Raw genomic sequence first — 21,060 nt, 5'->3', positions numbered from 1 at the left:
CCCGCCTACGACGGGTGACCCCTCCAGGGCGACGTCGCCGTACCCGGTCACCGGTTTCAATCCACACCCGCCTACGACGGGTGACCTCCTGCTTGGCGGCTTCAGTTACACAGAACGCAGTTTCAATCCACACCCGCCTACGACGGGTGACGGTGCCCTTTCAGTGCTTCCAGGACATGTTTAAGGTTTCAATCCACACCCGCCTACGACGGGTGACTGCAGAAACGCGACAACCGCGTCCATCTGTTTGGCGTTTCAATCCACACCCGCCTACGACGGGTGACCGATCCTGACGACCAAGTCTACGGATCTCAGCGGTTTCAATCCACACCCGCCTACGACGGGTGACCAACTGCAGCGATCAATTGCGCCTCGTACGCGAGTTTCAATCCACACCCGCCTACGACGGGTGACGCGCGGCGTGCAGATCGCAAAGCCCTGGGTGAATGTTTCAATCCACACCCGCCTACGACGGGTGACCATTTACCGGCCTGGTCCATCATGCGGAGGCCGTGTTTCAATCCACACCCGCCTACGACGGGTGACCGACGACAAGCGCGATGATCACCGCGCACGTCACGTTTCAATCCACACCCGCCTACGACGGGTGACCGGATGGTGGCGTTCGCTCGATATTCCCGAATTAGTTTCAATCCACACCCGCCTACGACGGGTGACTACCAGCGGAGCGCTTCGTCCCACGGCATCGAGCGTTTCAATCCACACCCGCCTACGACGGGTGACTGTCTGCCGTTTAAGCACTTTGAACTGTTGAACAAAAGGAGTTGCGCGCGCGGTTGGCGGGAATTTTTGCGGTATGCGGGAGGTGATTGCGCGGACTCTCGAAAAATAGATTGAATTACAGTGCGTTATACTAGCGCGAGCCTGCCGGCTCCAGACGGCACGCTTGTCGTTCGCACGGTTTCCATAAAAAATCCCGGCGCCGCGGAGAGCAGGCCGGGATCGGGATTTAGGGCTTTCGGCGGCTTAGTTGAAGCGGCCGGCGGCGTGGGCGAGCATGGTGTAGACCTTGCCGGTGTCGGAGGTCAGGTACGACTGCGTCACCGTCTTGTCGCGGTCGGTGCGGGCGACATCCGAGAGCAGCTTTTCGAAATCGGCGATGTAGCGGTCGACGGCGGTGCGGAATTCCGGCTCCCGCTCGTATTTGCGCTTGATCTCGTCAAAAGTCTGCTGGCCCTTCAGCGTGTAGAGGCGACGGGTGAAGACGTCGCGCTCGCCGCGCTGGTAGCGCCGCCACAGATCGACCGAAGCGTCATGATCGATGGCGCGGGCGATATCCACCGAAAGCGAATTCAGCGATTCGACCACGTGGCGCGGGTTGCGGCTGTCGCCGTTGCGTGGCGCTGACGCTTCCGGCTGCTGGCGCTGCTGCGCACGCTGCGGCTGGACGTCGGTCTCGTCGCGTGAGGCGCCCCGCAGCAGGTCGCTGATCCAGCCGCCGCTTTCTTCGCGGCGTGCCGTTTCCGCCGGACGGGCAGGTGTCGCTGCCGTGCGGTCGGTCGTCAGGCTGCCGCGCAGGCCGAGCGGCTCCATCGGGCGCGCGGTCGGCTGTACCGGAGTCTGGGCGACGGATGGTTGCGGGCGCTGGACCGGCTGGGTTTCGGCCATGGCGCGCATGACGGGTTCCGATACTTCGAGATTGCGCGACGAACGGCCGACGATCTGCGAGATGTCCTGCAGCGCCTTGATCTGCTCCGAGACGGCGCGGCGCATGGCGGCAGCACTTTCGCGGGCTTCTTCCGGCAGGTCGAAGGCGCCCTTCTTGAGTTCGCCGCGGGTAACGTCGAGTTCCTTGCGGATCTCGTGCGCCGAGCGGCGGATCTCGTCGGTGGCGCCAGCGAAGCGGTTGACCGCTTCCTCGACGCTCTGGCGCAGGGTTTCGCGCATCTGTTCGGCGGCCTCGTCGGACTTCCTACCGGTTTCGGACAGCAGCTTGTCGATATCCGAGAGCGATGCGGTCATGCCGCTGCGGACGCGGCCGGCAAATTCGCCAGAGCGTTTTTCCGCCTCGCCGAAGGACCCGTCGAGCGTGGCGCGGACATCCTGCGTCGCCTTGACGAAGGTGTCGCGCAGGCCCTCGGCGGCGGCTTCGGCCCGCTGTTCGGCATCGGAAAGAACCCGGCCGACTTCGGCGAAGGAGGTTTGGATACCCTGACGAAGGTTACCGGCAACCTGGTTCGAGCGCTGCTCGGCCCGGTCGAAGGCGGTTTCCACCATGCCGGCCAGCGAACGCATCGAGGTCTCGATCTCGTCGGAGCGCTTGACGAGGCCCATGGCCAGGGTGCGCAGGGCCTCCTCGCGCTCTTCGAGCGTGTTGACGAGATTCGACTGGGCGGCCGACAGCAGGTCGGAAGCCTGGCCGAGAACCTTGGAGTGGTCGCTGAAGCGGGCGACGATCGACGAGACCTGGGACAGCGTGTCGCCGGAGATGCTCGACAGTTTTTCCACCTTGCCTTCGAGGAAGCGGGTGGAGGTCGAGACGCGATCGGCAGCCTTTTCCGCCGTTTCGGCGAAGCGGGTGGTGACCGATTCCAGGCTTTCGTTGACGCCGCGCAGGTCTTCGCTGGCGCGGCTGACGACGGAGGCGATGCCGGAATTGCTCTGGGCCAACTGGTCGATCAGGCTGTTGACGTTCTGCGTCAGGCTGTTTTCCAGGGTCGAAAGCTGGTTTGCGGCATTGTCCGCCCGCGCCGTGATGGCGTTGATCAGGGCGGCGTTTTCGGCGCGCAGGCGGTCGGCGCTGGTCTGGGTGGCGGCGGCGATCTGCTCGGCGGCGGTGCGGCCGATGGCGGCATAATCGTCGAGCATCGGCCGGGCCTTCTCGTCGATCAGACGCGCCAGTTCGGCGGAACGGCCGGAGAGCATCGAATTCAGCTCGCGGGTGCGGTCGTCGATTGCGCTGCGCACCGAGGCGCCGCGGGCTTCGAGCGCCTTGTCGACGTCGGAGAGCGACGCTTCGATTTCGCGGGCGCGCTGGTCGAGGCTGACGCGGATCGCATCGCTGCGGGCTTCGAGCGCGCGATCGACGGCAGACAGCGTCGAAGCGATCTCTTCCGTGCTGCCGTGCAGCGTCGAGCGGATCGACGTGCCGCGGGCGGCCAGCGCCTGCTCGGCTTCTGTGAGCGTCTGGGCAAGCTGAGCCGTGCTGTTTTCGAAGGTTTCGCGCACTGCGGAGCCGCGCGCCTCGAACGCCTTTTCGGCTTCGGCAAGCGTGTCGCTCAGTTCCGCAGCGCTGCTGCCGAGCGTCGAGCGGATGGAGGCACCGCGGGCCGACAGCAGGCGTTCGGCTTCGGTCATTGCCTGGGCGATGCCTTCCGAGCTTTCCTGCAGCGCGCCGCGGATGGAGGCACCACGGGCATCGAGCGCCGATTCCGCATTCGACAATGCCTGCGAGATGGCGTTGACCTGATTGCCGACGAGGCCTTCGGCTTCGGCGACCTTGTTGACGATGGCGTTGCCGGCGGCGGAGAAGGTCTGCGCCACGGCAGCGGCCTGGGCGGCCAGCCGGTTCTGGGTCTCGGTAACGCGGTTGACGATGCGCTCGGAGCGCTCCTCGACAGACTGGGTGAATTCGGCGTTGCGCGTGTCGATCTGTTCGACGAACTGCGCGCCGGCCCGCGACAGGATGTCGGCGGTGCGCATGGCTTCGGCATCGAGACCCTGCGTGGCATCGGAAACGGCATGGCGCAGGGTGGAGGCGAGGCCGGCGGCCTTTTCCTCGATCGTGCGGTTGACGTTTTCAAGGCCGACGTTCAGCGCCCGGTCCATCGTGGTCAGGCGTTCGTCGATGCGCGCCGTGCGGGTGTCGAAGGTGTCGATGAGCGCGGCGTTGCGGCTATCGATTGTTTCGGCAAGCGTTGCTGTGCGCGTATCGACGGTTTCGGCAAGGGTCGCGGTGCGCGTGTCGACTGTTTCGGCAAGCGCGGAGGTGCGCGCCTCGAAGGTTTCCACCAGCTGTGCCGTGCCGCTGCTGAGCGTCGTGTTGAGACGCTCCGCCGCCTCGCTGCTCGCCTGCTGCAGCGCGTACATCTGGTTGGACAAGGCATCGGTCATCGCACGACCGGCGGTGCCGACACGCTCGCTGAGGGCGGTCGTGCCGTCGCGGATCTGGCCGTCGAGCAGCGAGAAGCTGGTCTCGATGCGGCTGCCGCTTTCGGCGACGCGACCTGCGAGGCTGTCGGCCGAGCGCTCGATGCGGGTTGCCATGTCTTCTGTTAGGCGGGAGATGCCGTCGGCGGTCTCCTGCAGCCCGCTGGAGAGATGGCTGGTGCTTTCGCGCAGGCGCTCCTCGAGATTGCGGGCGCTGCCGTCGATCGACTGGCGCATGGCCGCCTCGTGGTCTTCCAGCGTCATTTCCAGCATGCTGGCGCTGGTGGCGATCGTCGTGCCGATGGACGTGGTCTGTTCGACCAGCGTGTTTTCCAGCGTGTCGCGGGCATCCTTGAGGCTGGCGGCAATCGCCGTGCTGCGCTCGTCGAGCGTGGCGCGGATCTGCTCGTGCGTGCCGCCGAGTGCGGTCTCGATCTGCGTGAGGCCGCCGGAGAGGGTGGCGTCGAATTGCTGGGCGCTGGCCGACAGCACGTTTTCGACGCGCGCCACCGATGCGCCGACAATGGCTTCCACGCCCTGGCGGCCGTTGTCGAGCAGCGAGGAGAGGGTGCCTGTCTGGCTGACGAGCGTTTCTTCGAGCTTCTGCTGGTTGGTCTCGTAGGCGCTGCGGATCGCTTCGGTCTGGGTCCCGAAGCTGCTGGTGACGCGGTTTTCCGCATCGCCAAGTGCTTCCACGGCGGCGGAAACGCGAGTCTCCAGCATCATGTCCAGGTTGAACTGGCCGTCGGAGAGCGAGTTGCTGATCCGCTCCTCGCCGCGCTGCAGCATGCCGGAGATCATGTCGGTGCGCTCGTCGAGTGCGTTGGTCAGGCGCTGCTGGCTGTTGGACACCGAGTTGAGGAAGGTGCTGGTGCGGTCGTCGAGTGCCGCATCGAGGCGGATCTGGCCAGCCGCCAGGGCATCGGTGATGCGCTGTTCGCCCTGGCCGAGCGATGCGGCAACCGCGGATGCCTTCTCGTCGAGCACGTGATCGAGGCGGATCTGGCCTTCGGCAAGCGAACCGGCGATGCGCGAGTGACCATGCTCCAGCGAGCCGGCAATGGTTGCGGCGCGCTCATCGAGGGTGCTGGCAAGACGCTGTTCGCCTTCCGACAGAGCGCCGGCGATCAGGCCATGGCCCTTGTCGATCGAGCCGGCGATGGTCGCCGCCCGGTCGTCGAGCGCGGCGGCAAGGCGCTGCTCGCTTTCGGCGACACGCGCCGCCATGGCGTCGGTGCGGCTTTCGAACACGCCGGCAATGGCCGAGGCGCGTTCGTCGAGCGTCGCGGCGAGGCGGTCGTGGTTTTCCGCCACGGAGGCGATGATCGCTTCCGAGCGGCTGGCGAGCGCATCGGCAAGGCGCGCCTGGCTGCTTTCCAGATTGCCGACCAGGCTGCTGCCGTGTTCGCTCATGACGCGGTCGATGCGTTCCTGGGCGTTGCCGAGCGCCTGGGTGATCTCGGTGGTGCGGGTGTCGAGCGACGAGGTGATCTCGCCGGTGCGGGCCGAAAGCGCCGAGGTCATTTCCTGCATGCGGCTGTTGAGAGCCGTGCTCATTTCTTCCGTGCCGCTGCCGAGTGCCGCGGTGATTTCTTCGGCGCGGGCGCCGAGCGTCGCGGTGAGTTCCATCGAGCGCATGTCGAGTTCGCTCGACAGGTTGGATGCGGTCTCGCTCAGCAGCGCCGACAGTTCCGACGTCTTGCGGCCGATCGCGCCGGTGATCTCGCTGCTGCGGCTATCGAGCGTCGAGGTGAACTCGTCGGTGCGGGCGCCGAGAACGGCGGCCATTTCGGCGGTCTTCTCGCCGAGGGCCGCGGTGATTTCGCCAGTGGTCTGCGACAGGACCTGGGTAATCTCGCCGGAGCGGGAATGCATCCGGTCGGCAATGTCCTGCACCTTGGCGTCGATGCTGCTTTCCAGCACGTCCTGGCCGGCGCTGAGCGCCGTGGCCAGGGCGAAGGACTGGTCGTTCAGCGTGGCGCCGATGCGCTCGATGCTGGAGTTGAGGATGCCGTCGATCGATTCCGAACCGCCGGACAGCGTCTCGTTGATACGCGTCAGGCTTTCCATCAGCTTGCTGTCGAGCGTGCCGACGCGCTGTTCGAAGGCTTCGGCGAATTCCGAGACCCGCTCGTCGAAGATGGTCGACAGCTGGTTGACGGTCGACTGCAGGCGCTCCTCGAAGAAGCCCGAGCGCAGGTCGAGGTCCATGATCGTGTCGTCGGCGCTCGACTGCAGGCTCTGGCGGAAGCTTGCGCCCTTTTCGTCCAGCGTCGAATTCAGCTTGCTCAGCACGGCGTCCAGCGTGCCGGCGATGGTCGAGTGGCCGCCGGTGAGGCTTTCGTTGATTTCACGGGTGCGCGAGATCAGCGTCTCGTTGAGTTGATGGGCGCGTTCGTTCAGGGCCGCGTTCAGGCGCTCGGTGTTGGCGTCGAGCGTCGAGGCGCGGGTCTCGAACTGCGCCAGCAGTTCCTTGCCGCGGTCGTTCAGCGTGTGCGACAGTTCCTCCAGGCGCGTATCGAACTCGTTGGCGAGCGCGAATCCGGAGGAATTCAGCGTCTGCAGCAGGGTTTCCGTGCGGTTGCTCAGCATGCTGCCGATCGCCTCGGAGGCGGAATCGGACTTTTCCATCAAAAGCGCTGCGCGCGTGTCGATCAGAGACGCGAAAGCCTCGCCGGATGTGGCGAGGCGCACGGTGATCTCTTCCGTCGCCAGCGACATTTCTTCCTTGAGCTGCTCGTTGGCGCCGACGATGGTCGAGCGGATGCGCTCGACGTGGTTGACGATCGCCTCGCGCTCCGTGCCCAGTTCCTGGACGAGGCCGCGTACGCGCATCTCGTTGTCGGTATAGCTGCGCTCCAGCGCGTTGACTTCCGAATGCACCAGCGTTTCGAGTTCGGCGGCCCGGGCGATGGTGCGCTCGATGCCCTCGTTCATCGCAGACACTTCGCGGCGCACGGCCTGTCCGACGCTCATGATGCGATCGCTGGCGGCGGTTTCCGGCTCGGCGAGGCGCAGGGCCACTTCGGCCATGGAACGGGCGGCGTTGCGCATGTCCTGGGCGCGGGCGATCATCACGGCGAAGGCGAAGAACAGCATCAGCGGCAGGATGATGCCGACCAGAAGGGCTGCTGCGCCGGGCAGGGCGAGGAAGTCGCCGAAGGAGCGGATCTGCCAGATCTGCGGCGCATAGAGGATCTGCGCCAGGCCGAAGCCGCCGAGCAGCCAGAGCAGCGACACGAGGATGGCGCTACGCATCGCCGATTGCGTCGAGGCGCCGTCGATGGATTTCAGGATCGCCGCCGGACTACGGCGGCTGGCGTCGTTGGCGGGGGCAGGTGTCTGGCCGCGCGGCGCGGCTTCGGGACGCGTGCCTTCGGCAGGCCGGCGACCGGGCTCGGCGCCGGGCCTGGGACGCGATTTGGGATTGTCGGACACTTTACCCTCCCGGGACTCAGAGGTGGATCTGCCACGCGGCGCAGGCTTGTCGTCGCGAAAATTGATCTGCAAGGCGTCTTCCAACGCCTGGTAGGCCTTTTCGTCGATCGACTCGCTGTTTCGGTTGTTCGCCATGCCATTACGCCTCGTTACACATCGGCTTCCGCGGACTTTGCTTCCGGCGCGCCGCCAAGGCGCCGGAATGTCGTTGGTTTGCCTACAGTTAGAACGAACCGCCAATCTCGGCGGCCGTCCCGGAATTCATTTCCTTCTCAAGCAGAGATATCCGCTTTTTCAAGCACACGGTATCTTAAGAAACCGCTATCCACTCCTTGAGGCGTCTTCACGCCTAACTTACAAAACCTAGTAGTACCGTAGTGACACATTCATGCCCTTGATACAATTCAGCATCCGGCTCCGGTGAAGGGGGCTAAGCCGTTGTTAACAATTTTTAAACCAAGACGAGGGTGAAAAGCGTTTATTTTAGGAGAGTTTAATGGGCATTAACCATATCGAAAGAATTTCGCCCTGATTGTGCCCGAATTTAACACGATGGCAGTGCCGCGGCCTCACGATGGGCCTACCAAAATAACAAAACTAAAGGAAATTTGGCACATGGCAGCGGTGAGTATCGCATTCGAGGCCCCTGACAACGTCCGAGGAAGCAGCCCGTCACGGGCGCGTCCGATCGATCTTGTCCATCTGGCGAATCAGACGATGGGCGACAAGGCCCTCGAAATGGAGGTCCTGCAGATGTTCGCCCGCCAGGCGCGCAACTGCCTGCAGGAGATTTCGCGCCTCGAAGGCGACGGCATGCTGGCCGCCGTTCACCGTCTCAAGGGTGCGGCAAGCGCCGTCGGCGCCTTCCAGGTATCGACCGCTGCCGAGCGGCTGGAAGAAACGCCGGGTGACGCCGCCCTGCTGGCTTCGGTCGGTGCGGCCGTGCTCGAGGCCGAGAATTTCATTCTCAAGCTCTGCCGCTAAGGTGGATCTGGGGTGCGATGGCGATGCCGTCGGCGCCCCTGTCTCCCGTCGGGGGAGCGTGATGCCGCGGCGGTATTCTTCCCTTCTGATTGACTGGCCCGGAAATTTGATGGAAGAAACCGTCTTCCCACATCGTCTTTCACCGGATTCCGATCATCATGACCAAGCTTACCATCGTTGCCTTCGACGGCACTCGTTTCGACCTCGACGCCGAAAACGGCTCGACCGTGATGGAGAATGCCGTGCGCAATTCGGTCCCCGGGATCGAAGCCGAATGCGGCGGTGCCTGTGCCTGTGCCACCTGTCATGTCTATGTCGACGACGCGTGGACCGCGGTCGTCGGTCCGCCGCAGCCGATGGAGGAGGACATGCTCGATTTCGCCTATGACGTCCGACCGACCTCCAGGCTCTCCTGTCAGATCAAGGTGACCGACGCCCTCGATGGGGTCGTCGTGCACGTGCCGGAGCGGCAGGCTTAGGCCATCGCCCATCGGCGGAAGCCGATGCTTCCCCATTCTGCGGTCACGCAAAAAAAAGCCTCGCTCTCGTGGTGCGAGAAGCGAGGCGAGGAGGGCGCATCACCGGCAGGAGAGGGAGGAAACACCTGCGGCTATCGGACGCGCCAGGAGAACTCGTGGCATTTAAGCTTGATCTCTTTAAGCTGATGAAAATATTAATCGAGAAGCCGATCAATATCTACGCCGAGAAATAATCGGTTATTCACAGGGGTAATCACAAGTTTCGGGCAAGTTTCGGCCCAAAACTTCCGGTTTTCGATTTTTCCAGCCGTATCGGGACTTCAGTTCAGCGTTTTCGCCTTCATGCGGTGACGCAGAAGCCGCATCATGCGATCTTCGAAATTGGCGGCTTCGATGCGGTCGAAGCGGGCCTGGTCGCGGTCGTGGGTGTCGATGGCGGCTTTCGAGACGGCGGCTACGCGGGCCTGCAGGGCTTCGCAGCTTCTTTCCGGTCCCAGCCGCAGCAGCTTGCGTTCCATGTCGCGGGCATGGTTGCGGGCGATCTCGGCGTGGCGCTCCTCGTGCCGCTTGATGTCGGCGGACAACGTTTCCCAGATCATCGCCAGGCCTGGCTTGGCCTTCTTGCGGTTCTTCCACTGCGGCAGGATGATCTGTGTCGAAAGCGTGATCCTGGCTTCCTGAACCCGACAGCGGCCGCCTTTTTCGAAATAGGTGACGGCGCCGCCAAACTTGATGCGGGTGGCGCCGGGGTGGCGCAGGCCGGACGTCTTGGTCAGCGGGCCGCGGCGGTTGAGCTCGTGGTCGAGTTCTTCGGCGGTGGTGCCGCGGATGGTGAAATAGGAAACCGACTTGCTGATGATGGTTTCAGCGCAGGCCTGTTCCGCCAGACCGGAAAAAAACGCCATAGCTGCGATAAGGCCGAGGGATCTGTGCGCTAAGGTCATTCATCTGGTCTGCCGGGTTGAAACTGGTGTTAGCTTGCGGCATAGCGGCGGCGAAGGCAACGGGCTCTTCTGTTTCCCCGTCTTTTTTGCGGAAGGATGGTTTATCGGTGACAGCGATCGGCAAAGGCATCTGGCGCCTGGCGCATGGCCGCAGCCTGGAACTCGGCGAGAAGGGCTGGCTGATGGCGATCGTCAACGTCACCCCCGACTCCTTCTCCGACGGCGGCGACCACGAAACGGCGGCGCGTGCTATCGACCATGCGCTGGCCTGCGTCGAGGAGGGCGCCGTCATCATCGACATCGGCGGTGAATCGACCCGGCCCGGTGCCGCTCCGGTCACGGAGGAGGCCGAGAAGGCGCGGGTGCTGCCCGTCATCGCGGCGCTGGCGAAACGAAGCGACATTCTGATTTCGATCGATACCTACCGCGCCGGTACGGCGCTTGCGGCCATCGAGGCCGGCGCTCATATCATCAATGACGTCTGGGCGGCGCAACGCGAGCCCGAAATTGCCGATGTGGCAGCCCGGACCGGAGCCGGCCTTTGCCTGATGCACAGCGGCAGGGAACGGCAGAAACTCGACGACGTGATCGCGGACCAGAGGTTTTTCCTCAAGCGGTCGCTGGCGATCTGCGATGCCGCCGGCGTCCCGCGTGACACTATCGTGCTCGATCCCGGTTTCGGTTTCGCCAAGGAGACGGCGGACGAGAATTTCGCTTTGATGGCGCGTTTCGAGGAGCTTGCCAGCTTCGGCCTGCCGCTGCTTGCCGGTACGTCGCGCAAGCGTTTCCTCGGCACGGCGACGGGGCGTGATGCCCGCGATCGCGACGTGGCGACGGCGGCGACCACGGCCATTCTGCGTTTGATGGGCGCGTCCCTTTTCCGCGTCCATAATGTCGCAATCAACAGGGATGCGCTGGCGGTGGCGGATGCTATGCTTGCCGCAAGGCATAAGCCAGGAGCGGAGCACGGCGCATGAGCAAGACCTACGTCATCGAGATGAAGAACTGCGCCTTTTTCGCGCGCCACGGCGTCTTCGACCAGGAGGAATTCCTCGGCCAGCGCTTTTTCGTCGATGTGGAGATGGAGGTCGAGCCCGGCGATGCGCTTGAGACCGACAACATCGAATCCACCGTGCATTACGGCGAGGTGTTTCAGGTCGTCGAGACGATCGTCACCGGCACGCGCCGCTACCTCATCGAGGCCTTGGCCCTCGAGATCGCCAAGACGATCTGTCGGCAATTTTCCCAGGTCCGCCGCACCAAGATCACCGTGCGCAAGCCGGCTGCACCGGTGCCCGGCATCCTCGACTACGTTCAGGTGACCGTTGAGCATTCCTGCTGATCCTTCCCGGCATTACGCGACGCTCGGCCTTGGCGGCAATCTCGGCGATCCGCCGCGCGCCATGGCAAGCGTCTTGCGCCGGCTCGATGCGGACGCGCATTGTCGCGTCTTGGCCGTGTCGCGGCTATACAGCACGCCTCCTTGGGGCAAGACGGATCAGGCGGATTTCTTCAATGCCTGCGCCGGCATCGAAACGACGCTGCTGCCGGAGCGCCTGCTCGATCTGTGCCTCGACATTGAACGCGAAATGAAGCGCGTGCGCGACGAACGCTGGGGGCCGCGCACGATCGATATCGACGTCCTGACCTACGGCGCGCTGGAAATGCGCTCTCAAAAACTCGAGCTGCCGCATCCTCGCATGACCGTGCGCGGCTTCGTGCTGATGCCGCTGGCCGATTTCGCGGCGGAGATGATCGTTTCCGGCCGCAGCGTCGGGGCGTGGCTCGCGGAGGCCGATACGACGGGAATTGTCGTCGCCGAGGCGGATTGCGACTGGTGGCGCGGCTATTGAGCTGCAAAAGGCGGCACGGATGTCTCCGGCCGCCTGCGATCCGCCGTCGGGCGGAATTTATTCGATCGAGCCGACCTTGATGTCGTCGACCTGGCGGTTGAGCGTGACGCCGATGACCGGGATCATCTTGTCCTCGACCTTGACCGAGATCGTCACCTTCATGGCGTTGTCGTCTTCGAGGCGGGCGATCATCGCGCCGTTCAGCTTCGAACGGTTGATGCCGAGCACCACCTTGTCGCCGCTGACGGCGCCGGAAACAATGTCCAGGCCCTTGCCGGCGCCGCCATCGAGGAACTTGCCCTTGTAGGAACGGCCGGCCTCGGTGATCACCGCCGACATCGGCTGCTTGAAGACGCCGACGCGGCAGGTGCCGTCGAGCTTGACGCCGGCCTTGTTGCCTTCCTGCGGCACACCCGTCAGGTCGCAGGTGAATTTCGTGCCCTTGTATTTGCCGGCGACGATCTCGCCCGGACCTTTCCAGTTGCCGGCAACGGATTGGAAGAAGGCCTTGTCCCTCTTGGCGGCTTCAGCCGCGGTGCTGGCGGCCAGAGGAGAAAGCACCGCTGCGGCGGCGCAAAAAATAGAAATGCAGCGCGGATACATGAGACATTCCTTGGGTAGGCAATAGCCGATTCTGACCCGGAGTTTTGCCCGAGAATGGTTAATGCTTGGTTTCGCGCCGCGTCAAAAAACACTTTCCGGTAAGCATATGGGCGAAGCTGCGTGCCAGGACAGGCCAGACTAGCTGCCTGATTTCATTTCCATATGAGCGTCTACTTGGCACCGCCGGAGAAGCTCGGGGCGAGGTCGCCCATGAAATCGCCGATGCCCGGACGCTTCAAGGCACGGAACGCCAGGGGCCGGCACAGATCCATGGCGGCGATGCCGATGCGTGCCGTCATCAGGCCGTTGACGACACCTTCGCCGAGGCGGGCGGAGAGTTTCGACGCCAGGCCGTGGCCGAGCACCTGCTGCACCAGGCTGTCACCGACGGCGATCGAACCGGTGACCGCCAGATGCGCCAGCACGTCGCGGAAGAGGCGCATCATGCCGAGCGCGCCCGGCCGGCCGCCGTAAAGCTCCGCCATGTTGCGCACCAGCCGCACCGCCTCGAACAGCACGTAAAGCAGGTCGACGATGGCGCGCGGGCTGACGGCGGTGACGACGGAAACCCGTTTCGAGGCGCCGAGGATAAGGGCGCGCGCCTGCCGGTCCAGCGGCGTCAGCAGTTCGCGTTCGGCAAGGTCGATCAGGTGCGGGCCGTCGATGATCTCGCCTTCCGTCGCCTTCAGCGTAGCGCGGCCCTTTGCCGTTTCGGCGCGGGAGGACAAAAGCGCCAGCAGCCGGTCGACGACGGCGCGGGCGGGTTTTGGCCCGCCTGCAAGCCTTGCAGCCTCTGCGTCCGTCTTCAGCGACTGCACGGCGGTGAGGCGGAAGAGGCCGGCAAGCTCCCGTCCCGCCAGCGCGAGAACGGCGAGGATGCCAATGGCGACGGCGCCGATGGCCGTATAGCCGAGCCAGTCGGCGCGGCTGAAGAGATCGCGGATCAGCTGGTCTGTCCACAGGCCGAGCGCCAGCGACAGGAGGATGCCGAAGGCGCCGGCGGCAAGCTTGCCGAACGAAAACCGTTTCCGGCGCGGTTCGGGCACGATGAGGCTGGTGGCCTCGTCCGGCGCCTTTTCGGACAGGAAGGGATCGAGTTCGTCCGGCGTCATGACGACGGCCTCGTCGAAACTCTGCGGACTGCGCCGCAGCGGCGGCGGTGCGACAGCCGGCGTTTCCGCCTCTTCTTCTTCGATACGGAAGGCGGCGGGCTTGCGGGCGGACGTCCTGTCGGCTTTTTGCGGTTCGGGCGGTCTCATGCCAAACGGTCTCCGAAGAGGAATTGCAGGGCTCGGTCGAGGCGGATGTGCGGCACCGACAGTTTTATGCCCGCGCTGCTTTCCTCCACCGCCGGCGGGCGGAAACGGACGACGTTGAGATCGGGAAGATGCTGCTCTGAATCCGATTCAAGCGCTTGAAAAAATGAATCCGGATTGTCCGGCAAGTCACCGGGAAATATGGCGGTTTTCCGTTTTCCGTCGAACTGTTCGCCATTGATCGTTTCTCCAGCCATCGGCGTTCCGACGATGACGGGCAGCGTATGGCCGTCACGATTGACGGTGGCCTCGCGGGTGGCGCGCACCGAGGCGAGCGCCAATGTGTCGATGCCGGCGCCGCTCATGCCGATGCCGCGGATCGCCCGGTCGACGAGGCGGCGGGTGATCGCTTCCAGCCGGTCGTGGCTCTCGTGGTGCAGATGGTCGGCCTTGGTCGCCGCCACGAGAACCCTGTCGATGCGGCGCGTGTAGAGCGCGGAAAAGAAGCTGTTGTGGCCGGGGCGGAAACAGGCCAGCACGTCGGCGAGCGCCCGTTGAAGATCGAGCACGGCCTCCGGGCCGCGATTGATCGCCTGCAGCGCATCGACGAGCACGATCTGCCGGTCGAGGCGGGCGAAATGCTCGCGGAAGAAGGGTTTGACCACCACCGTCTTGTAGGCCTCGTAGCGGCGCTCCATCATCGCCCGCAGCGAGCCGCGCGGCGCCTTGGTATCCGGCATGTCCGGCAGCGGCGCGAAGGTGAGGGCCGGCGAGCCGTCGAGATCGCCCGGCATCAGGAAACGGCCGGGCGGCAGCGTCGACAGCGAGCGTTCGTCGGCCTTGCAGGCACGCAGATAGTCGGCGAAGGCGCTGGCGAGCTGGCGCGCCACCATCTCGTCGGCGGGTGCATCCATGTCGATGCCCGATGCCAGTTCCAGCCAGGGGCGGGACAGTTCGGCGCGGATGCCGCTGCGGGCGAGCGTCACGGTGTTGTCGCTGAAACTGCGGAAATCCTGGGCGAGCAGCGGCAGGTCGAGCAGCCATTCGCCGGGATAGTCGACGATGTCGATCGACAGGCGGCCGGGAGAAAACATCCGGTTCCAGCCGCTGGCGCTGCGATAGTCGAGCGTGATGCGCAGTTCGGAGATGGCGCGGGTGGAATCCGGCCAGAGGCGCTCCTTCACCAGCGCCTTGACGTGATCCTCGTACTGAAAGCGCGGAATGGCGTCGTCCGGCTGCTGTTCCAGGCGCACGGCGGAGACCCGGCCGGATTGCACCGGTTCGAACAGCGGCAGGCGGCCGCCATGCAGGAGATTGTGGACCAGCGACGAGATGAACACCGTCTTGCCGGATCGCGACAGGCCGGTGACGCCGAGACGGATGGACGGATTGACCAGATTGGCGGCGCGATCGGTGAGATTGTCGAAGGCGATCAGCGCGTCGTCGGTGAAGGATGTGAGCGATGGCGGCAAGTTTCGGCTTTCCCTGTGGCGCGTGCCGTTTGTAGCGCCTATGACGCGCAGAAGCGGCTGCAGCATTCTGAAAATGCGTGACTGCGATATAGGCGGTCGATGGTCGCGGGAAAAGAGCCGCCTCGCACTTGCTTCAGCGCGGGGCGAGCATGTCGCGCAATGCCCAGTGCGGATCGGAGCCCGCATCGTCGAGTACCGCAAGGCCAGCGGTCGGATATCCCTCCGGCAGCCGATGGCGGGCGACTTCGCGGCCGACCAGGGCCTCGAAGGTTTCCTCCATCGTCGGATTGTGGCCGACCAGCATCACCGAACGATAGGCCGTCTGGGCGTCCATGATCTCGATATAGGCGTCGAGTGTGCCGTTGTAGAGCGCATCGACATATTGCAGTTCCAGTTCGGGGCCGAAAACACGGCGCATGGCCTCGGCGGTCTGCCGGCAGCGGGTCGCCGTCGACGAGATCACCAGGTCGGGGCGATAGCCGCGGTCGGAGGCGGTATCGGCGATATATTCGGCTTCCGCAAAGCCGGTGTCGTCGAGAGGGCGATCGAAATCCCTTTGCCCCGGCAAGGCCCAGGCGGACTTCGCATGGCGCAGCAGGTAGATGCGGGAGGGCGGCGGCGAAAGGCGTGGCATGCGCGAAGCTCCGGCTCGGATCGATATGGTTATGACCTAGCTTCTCGGCACGGCTGCCGTCAACAGAGCCGTGGTCGTGGCGGGCTGTAAACCGGACGCAGGCTTGGCGCAAGTCCGGCGAGCTAGAATCACGATTCTATAAATCTGCTGAAAAATTAGACCTTTAGCCGAATTTTGTGACAGATTTAAAAATGCTTAACACTTGGCCATGAGGCTTGAATCCTTGTCCGTTCATGGGATATACACCCGGCATTGAGATGTTCTTCAGGAGAATCGCGTTGAGTGAGAAGATCGATCTTAGCAGCTACGTACTCTCGGATGACGATGAGTTCATGAATTCCAAGCAAAAAGCTTACTTTCGTGCCAAGCTTGTTGCCTGGAAAAACGACATCCTCCGGGAAGCACGCGAAACCCTCGGTCATCTGGCCGAAGAGAGTGCAAACCACCCTGATCTTGCGGACAGGGCTTCTTCAGAAACCGACAGAGCCATCGAACTTCGCGCCCGCGACCGCCAGCGCAAGCTCATTTCCAAGATCGATGCCGCCTTGCAGCGCATCGATGATGGAACCTACGGCTATTGCGAGGAGACAGGCGAGCCCATCGGCCTCAAGCGTCTCGACGCAAGGCCGATCGCGACTTTGTCGATCGAAGCCCAGGAGCGCCACGAGCGCAGGGAAAAAGTCTACCGGGACGAATAAATCGCCTCCAGACTTTGGAAAAAATTGAGCCGCAAGGATGACCGTCCTTGCGGCTTTTTTATTGGCGTGGATTGCAGAGCGGGGGCGAGGGCAGGACATGCCCGCCCTTCCTCCCGGCTGTCTTTATTTGTCGTATCGCGGGGCACTTTCGCCGAAGATGCGGGCCATTTCCTGCTGCATGGCACGCTGTTCGCGATCATTTGCCGCAGGCTGTTGTTGCTGCGGGCGGCTGGCCTGCTGCACCACGGTCACCGGGCGCGGCGTCTGGGCGGTGTCGCGTGATTGCCCCGGGCCGCGATTGGCCTCGAGGCGAGCGGCCATCTCGGCTTCGAGCATGCGTTCGAAATCGTCGATCTCGCTGCCGATATTGGCTGCGCTCGCACGGCCGGCCACGGGCGTCTGTTGCCGTTCCGGTGTTGCGGTGGCGCGCTCGGTCGGCACGCTTTTCTGCACCGGGGTGGCCACCGGCTGCACTGCGGCTTTTTCCCGCTCGGCGGGAAACAGTTTTCGGCGCGCGGCCTCCAGCGGGTTGAGCGCTGCCGGGCGGCTGACGGCAACGGCCGGCTCTTCGGCGCGGGTGGCCGGCACCGGCCGGTCGAGGTCGAGAGAGCGCTGCCGCGTCTCCATCGCCGGCGGCGTCACGACCACCGGTTCGGTCACGGCCTCTGCGCGGTTGCGCCATTCGGCAGCCGGATTGGACGTGCCGGACAGGCGCGCCGGCGGATTGGAAGCGGCGGCGGTGCGGGCGACGGGCGGCACCGGCCGGTCGTCGTCACGGCGATAATCCTCCTGGTTTTCCTCCTCGTCGGCGATGAAATCGTCGTCGGTTGCGGAATAATAATCTTCGTGGCGGCGGTCGTCCTCATCCTCGACGGCGGCGGCGATGCTGCCTCCGGCGCGGATGCGCGTCTCGATGACGATATCGGTCGGGCCGCCGATCATGACCAGGTGTTCGACGTCGTCGCGCCGGATCAGCACCAGCCTGCGGCGCGCATCGATGGCTGCGGCATCGAGCACCTGCAGGCGCGGCTGGCGGTTGCGGCCGCCGCGCAGGAAAGGTGCCGGTGCCCGGTTGCGGATGAACCGCAGGACGAAGACTAGGCATACGAGGGCGATGCCGACGCCGGCGACGGCGACGAGCAGGCGCCCGCCATAGGTTGCGATCAGATCTTCCATGTACCAAGATTCTCCATGGCCGACTGTTGCGGCACCCCGGTTCGTGGTCAAGCCGGAAAAGCGGCTGCCCCCAGCTTCCTTCGGACAACCCGGCGGATCGCCGGCGTATTTGCGGATATAGGGCGCCGCAACCCGGCGGAAAGCTGCCCTTTGCTAGCCGAAGCCGCGGTATTCCTTGTGAGCGGTATTCCTTGTGAATTGTCGCCGCGTTCGGCGCGCGGTGCTTTGTGGGTCCGGCGCAAATTGCTAAAGGTAAACGGACTGTTCCGATTCCACCTTCCGTCAATCCCGGCGGCCCGAGCGGACATCGAGCGCGAGGAGAAGACGATATTGCCCCAGGCGGACGATTACACGGTGCCCTTGGTGGATCGCGGCGTGCGTTCGGGCACGGTTGCGCGCATCATCCTGCTTGCCTTCGTGCTCATCGGTGCCGCCGTCGCTTTCGTCTTCTTCAAGGACCAACTCAACAATGAAATCGTTCTCGGCCTGCTCGGCGTGCTGGCCATGGTCGGTATCTTCTTTCTCGTGTCGTCGATCATCGGTTTCGTCGAGGTGATGCCGCAGAGCCGCTCGGACAGTTTTGGCCGTGGCTTCATCGACAGTCAGCCGGACGGAACGCTGATCACCGACGACAAGGGCCGGCTGCTATACGCCAACGCCGCCTATGGCCGCATGATCGGCGCCAGCAAGGCGACGGAGGTGCAGACGCTGGAAGAGCTTCTGTCGCGCAACCGCGAATCGAACGAGGCGCTCTACCGCCTGACCAACGGTTTGCGCGAAGGCCGCGACGGCCACGAGGAATTCCGGCTTCTCAAGCCGCTCGGTCCATCGTCCGGCCATGGCTCCGGCGCCCATTGGTACCGGCTGCGCGCCCGCATCCTGCCGCAGCCGCAGGGCAAGGGCAGCCTGCATGTCTGGCAGGTCACCGACATCACGTCGGAGCGCGACGACCAGGAGCGTTTCTTCAAGGAGTTGCAGAACGCCATCGACTATCTCGACCACGCGCCGGCCGGCTTCTTTTCCGCCGGCCGCAAGGGCGAGATTTTCTATATCAATGCGACGCTGGCCGAATGGCTCGGCATCGACCTGACGAAATTCGTGCCCGGCTCCCTCAGCATCGGCGAACTGGTTGCCGGCGAAGGGCTGGCGCTGATCCAGTCGGTGCAGGCCGAGCCCGGATCGAAGAAGACCGAGACGCTGGATCTCGACCTGCGCCGTTCCAACGGCCAGAGCCTGCCGGTGCGCATCGTCCACCGGGTTTCCTCGATGCGCGACGGGGCGCCCGGCGAAAGCCGCACCATCGTCATCGCAAGGCAGAAGGATGACGAGAGCGACCAATCCGCCTCCGTGGCGGCGATGCGCTTCACCCGCTTCTTCAACAACACGCCGATGGCGATCGCTTCCGTCGGTGGCGACGGCCGGATCCTGCGCACCAATGCGCCGTTCCTGAAATTGTTCTCCGGCGTGGTATCACGCGACGACGTCGATCGCGGTGCGCTGCTGGAATCGATCGTCCACGACAACGAGCGTGGCCGGCTGGCCCAGGCGCTGGCCGCCGCCAAGGACCGGCAGGGCGACATTCCGCCGATCGACTCGCGCCATCCGAAGGACGAGACGCGGCATTTCCGCTATTACGTCAACGCCGTCATCGACCAGACGGACGAGACGCCGGAAGAAGCAGCCATCGTTTATGCCGTCGAGGTGACCGAGCAGAAGGCGCTCGAAACCCAGATGGCGCAGACCCAGAAGATGAACGCGGTCGGCACGCTGGCCGGCGGCATCGCCCACGATTTCAACAATGTGCTGACGGCGATCCTCCTGTCGTCCGACCACCTGCTCCTGCAGGTGCGGCCGTCGGATGCCAGCTTTGCCGACCTGATGGAAATCAAGCGCAACGCCAACCGCGCCGCCGTGCTGGTGCGCCAGTTGCTGGCTTTCTCGCGCAAGCAGACCATGCGGCCGACGGTGCTTAACCTGACCGACGTCGTCGGCGACCTGCGCATGCTGGTCGACCGGCTGATTTCCGGCACGAACGTCAAGCTGAACGTCGATTACGGCCGCGACCTCTGGCCGGTGAAGACCGATCTTTCGCAATTCGAGCAGGTGCTCATCAATCTCTGTGTCAACGCCCGCGACGCCATGCCGGGCGGCGGCACGCTGACCGTGCGCACCCGCAACCTGCTGGCTGCGGAAGTCGCCGGCTACAATTATGCCGACCTGCCGAACGAAGATCTCGTGCTCATCGAGGTCGCCGATACCGGCACCGGCATTCCGCCCGAAATCATGGACAAGATCTTCGAGCCCTTCTTCACCACCAAGGAGGTGGGCAAGGGCACCGGCCTCGGGCTGGCGATGGTCTACGGCATCATCAAGCAGTCCGGCGGCTACATCTATCCGGAATCGGAAGTCGGCCGCGGCACGGTTTTCCGCGTCTTCCTGCCACGCCACATTCCCGACGTCACGGTGGTTGCCGCCAACGAGAACGTTGCTCATCAGCCGGCCACGGCTGCCTCGGCCGGCGGACAGCCTGTATCCGTTGCCGAAAAGGCCAGGGAACCGGTCGACCTGACCGGAAAATCCGCCGTCGTCCTGCTCGTCGAGGACGAGGAAGCGGTGCGGCGCGGCGGCAAGCGCATGCTGGAAACCCGCGGCTACACCGTGCACGAGGCCGGATCGGGTGTCGAGGCGCTGGAGATCATGGAAGAGTTGAACGGCGAGGTGGATATCGTCGTCTCCGACGTGGTCATGCCGGAAATGGACGGACCGACCTTGCTCGGCGAGTTGCGCAAGACCTATCCGGACCTGAAATTCATCTTCGTGTCCGGTTATGCCGAAGACGCCTTTGCCCGCAACCTGCCGGCCGATGCCAAATTCGGCTTCCTGCCCAAACCCTTCTCGCTCAAGCAGCTTGCCGAGGCCGTCTGGGAAATGCTGGATTCCTGACCATCTGGCGGCAAACGGGCGACGTGCGTCTGTCTTTCAGCTCTCAGGTACGCCGCGACTGGAAACGGAGATAGAGTTTCCGTCCGGATCCTTGGCATTGGCGAAGGCGTAATTACCCGTGCGGTGGATCGGGCCGAAGGGAAAGCCGCGGGCGCTGCACTCGCTGCAGAATTTCTCGACATCCGGTACGGAGAAAACCAGTTTCACCGTTGCTTGCCCCGTTTTCTGGCTCTTGGCGGCGGGATGCAGCATCAGGTTTGCGCCGCCCCGCGGATCGATCAGTTCCACGATCCGGTCGCCTTCCGCCCGATGGATTTCAAGCCCGAACAATGTCGCGTAAAATTGCGTGGTTTTCTCGACGTCGCGCACATAGAGCAGGATTCGCGTCAACGGCATGTCATGCCCCGGACAGGTGGCGGCCAGCACGAGCCGGCCGCTCTTAGTGAGTTTTTTCCGGCGCAATTCCGGAC

At 64.1% G+C, this 21,060-nt stretch carries 15 protein-coding genes and 1 CRISPR repeat array (1 of these 16 running past the window's edge); of the genes, 7 read left to right on the top strand and 8 right to left on the bottom strand.

Annotated features, from left to right (window positions below; genetic code table 11):
- Window positions 1-744: direct repeats of the CRISPR family, unit length 32 nt; unit sequence GTTTCAATCCACACCCGCCTACGACGGGTGAC; it reaches 1,138 nt to the left of the window's first position.
- A gap of 243 nt (window positions 745-987) precedes the next feature.
- Window positions 988-7,683, bottom strand: a complete 6,696-nt coding sequence (locus DEM27_RS09465) for an apolipoprotein A-IV repeat region-like domain-containing protein (RefSeq protein ID WP_109457967.1) — start codon at window positions 7,681-7,683, stop codon at window positions 988-990.
- Between the two features lie 480 nt (window positions 7,684-8,163).
- On the opposite strand from DEM27_RS09465, the gene DEM27_RS09460 reads away from it, so the two are divergent.
- Together DEM27_RS09460 and DEM27_RS09455 are read left to right on the top strand one after the other, a co-directional pair.
- Window positions 8,164-8,532 (top strand): Hpt domain-containing protein, encoded by a 369-nt coding sequence (locus tag DEM27_RS09460; RefSeq protein ID WP_109457966.1) that lies wholly within the window; start codon window positions 8,164-8,166, stop codon window positions 8,530-8,532.
- Window positions 8,533-8,690: 158 nt separating this feature from the next.
- Window positions 8,691-9,011 (top strand): 2Fe-2S iron-sulfur cluster-binding protein, encoded by a 321-nt coding sequence (locus DEM27_RS09455; protein WP_109457965.1) that lies wholly within the window; start codon window positions 8,691-8,693, stop codon window positions 9,009-9,011.
- 320 nt (window positions 9,012-9,331) lie between these two features.
- Here DEM27_RS09455 and DEM27_RS09450 read toward each other — a convergent pair whose 3' ends face one another.
- Window positions 9,332-9,916, bottom strand: coding sequence for a DUF922 domain-containing Zn-dependent protease (locus DEM27_RS09450; RefSeq protein ID WP_245445757.1), 585 nt, complete (start codon window positions 9,914-9,916; stop codon window positions 9,332-9,334).
- A gap of 146 nt (window positions 9,917-10,062) precedes the next feature.
- On the opposite strand from DEM27_RS09450, the gene folP reads away from it, so the two are divergent.
- The 3 genes from folP to folK are packed head-to-tail and all read left to right on the top strand — an operon-like array spanning window position 10,063 to window position 11,808.
- The gene (gene folP / locus DEM27_RS09445; protein ID WP_474176023.1) at window positions 10,063-10,932 is read left to right on the top strand and encodes a dihydropteroate synthase; all 870 of its coding nucleotides are present in this window, start codon (window positions 10,063-10,065) and stop codon (window positions 10,930-10,932) included.
- A complete protein-coding gene (folB, locus tag DEM27_RS09440; RefSeq protein WP_109457963.1) occupies window positions 10,929-11,297 on the top strand; it encodes a dihydroneopterin aldolase in 369 nt (122 codons plus the stop codon). The genes folP and folB overlap by 4 nt, the downstream gene beginning before the upstream one ends.
- Window positions 11,287-11,808 (top strand): 2-amino-4-hydroxy-6-hydroxymethyldihydropteridine diphosphokinase, encoded by a 522-nt coding sequence (folK, locus tag DEM27_RS09435; RefSeq protein WP_420028812.1) that lies wholly within the window; start codon window positions 11,287-11,289, stop codon window positions 11,806-11,808. The genes folB and folK overlap by 11 nt, the downstream gene beginning before the upstream one ends.
- A 57-nt stretch (window positions 11,809-11,865) precedes the next feature.
- Here the strand turns inward: folK and DEM27_RS09430 are convergent, their stop codons facing one another.
- From DEM27_RS09430 to DEM27_RS09415, 4 genes are all read right to left on the bottom strand, one after another.
- Window positions 11,866-12,411 carry a hypothetical protein gene (locus DEM27_RS09430; RefSeq protein ID WP_109457962.1) on the bottom strand — a complete coding sequence of 182 codons (546 nt, stop codon included), beginning with the start codon at window positions 12,409-12,411 and terminating at the stop codon, window positions 11,866-11,868.
- 170 nt (window positions 12,412-12,581) lie between these two features.
- The gene (locus tag DEM27_RS09425) at window positions 12,582-13,670 is read right to left on the bottom strand and encodes a YcjF family protein (RefSeq protein ID WP_109457961.1); all 1,089 of its coding nucleotides are present in this window, start codon (window positions 13,668-13,670) and stop codon (window positions 12,582-12,584) included.
- Window positions 13,667-15,139, bottom strand: coding sequence for a YcjX family GTP-binding protein (locus DEM27_RS09420; RefSeq protein ID WP_109457960.1), 1,473 nt, complete (start codon window positions 15,137-15,139; stop codon window positions 13,667-13,669). Before DEM27_RS09420 ends, DEM27_RS09425 begins: the two co-directional genes overlap by 4 nt.
- 133 nt (window positions 15,140-15,272) lie before the next feature.
- The gene (locus DEM27_RS09415) at window positions 15,273-15,773 is read right to left on the bottom strand and encodes a SixA phosphatase family protein (protein WP_109457959.1); all 501 of its coding nucleotides are present in this window, start codon (window positions 15,771-15,773) and stop codon (window positions 15,273-15,275) included.
- 278 nt (window positions 15,774-16,051) lie between these two features.
- Between DEM27_RS09415 and dksA the strand changes: the two genes are divergently transcribed.
- Window positions 16,052-16,471, top strand: a complete 420-nt coding sequence (gene dksA, locus DEM27_RS09410) for an RNA polymerase-binding protein DksA (protein ID WP_109457958.1) — start codon at window positions 16,052-16,054, stop codon at window positions 16,469-16,471.
- 123 nt (window positions 16,472-16,594) lie between these two features.
- On the opposite strand, the gene DEM27_RS09405 is transcribed toward dksA, so the two are convergent.
- Window positions 16,595-17,647 carry a flagellar biosynthesis protein FlhF gene (locus DEM27_RS09405; protein ID WP_109457957.1) on the bottom strand — a complete coding sequence of 351 codons (1,053 nt, stop codon included), beginning with the start codon at window positions 17,645-17,647 and terminating at the stop codon, window positions 16,595-16,597.
- A gap of 15 nt (window positions 17,648-17,662) precedes the next feature.
- Between DEM27_RS09405 and cckA the strand changes: the two genes are divergently transcribed.
- Window positions 17,663-20,590: a cell cycle histidine kinase CckA gene (gene cckA / locus DEM27_RS09400; protein WP_420028809.1), complete on the top strand. Its 2,928-nt coding sequence runs from the start codon at window positions 17,663-17,665 to the stop codon at window positions 20,588-20,590.
- Window positions 20,591-20,626: 36 nt separating this feature from the next.
- On the opposite strand, the gene DEM27_RS09395 is transcribed toward cckA, so the two are convergent.
- Window positions 20,627-20,986, bottom strand: coding sequence for a VOC family protein (locus DEM27_RS09395; protein WP_109458205.1), 360 nt, complete (start codon window positions 20,984-20,986; stop codon window positions 20,627-20,629).
- Between the last annotated feature and the right edge of the window lie 74 nt (window positions 20,987-21,060).

This window comes from Rhizobium album, assembly GCF_003122325.1.
GTDB lineage: Bacteria > Pseudomonadota > Alphaproteobacteria > Rhizobiales > Rhizobiaceae > Metarhizobium > Metarhizobium album.
Note: the sequence above shows the minus strand (reverse complement) of the source record. Positions and strands in the feature narration are given on the sequence as shown.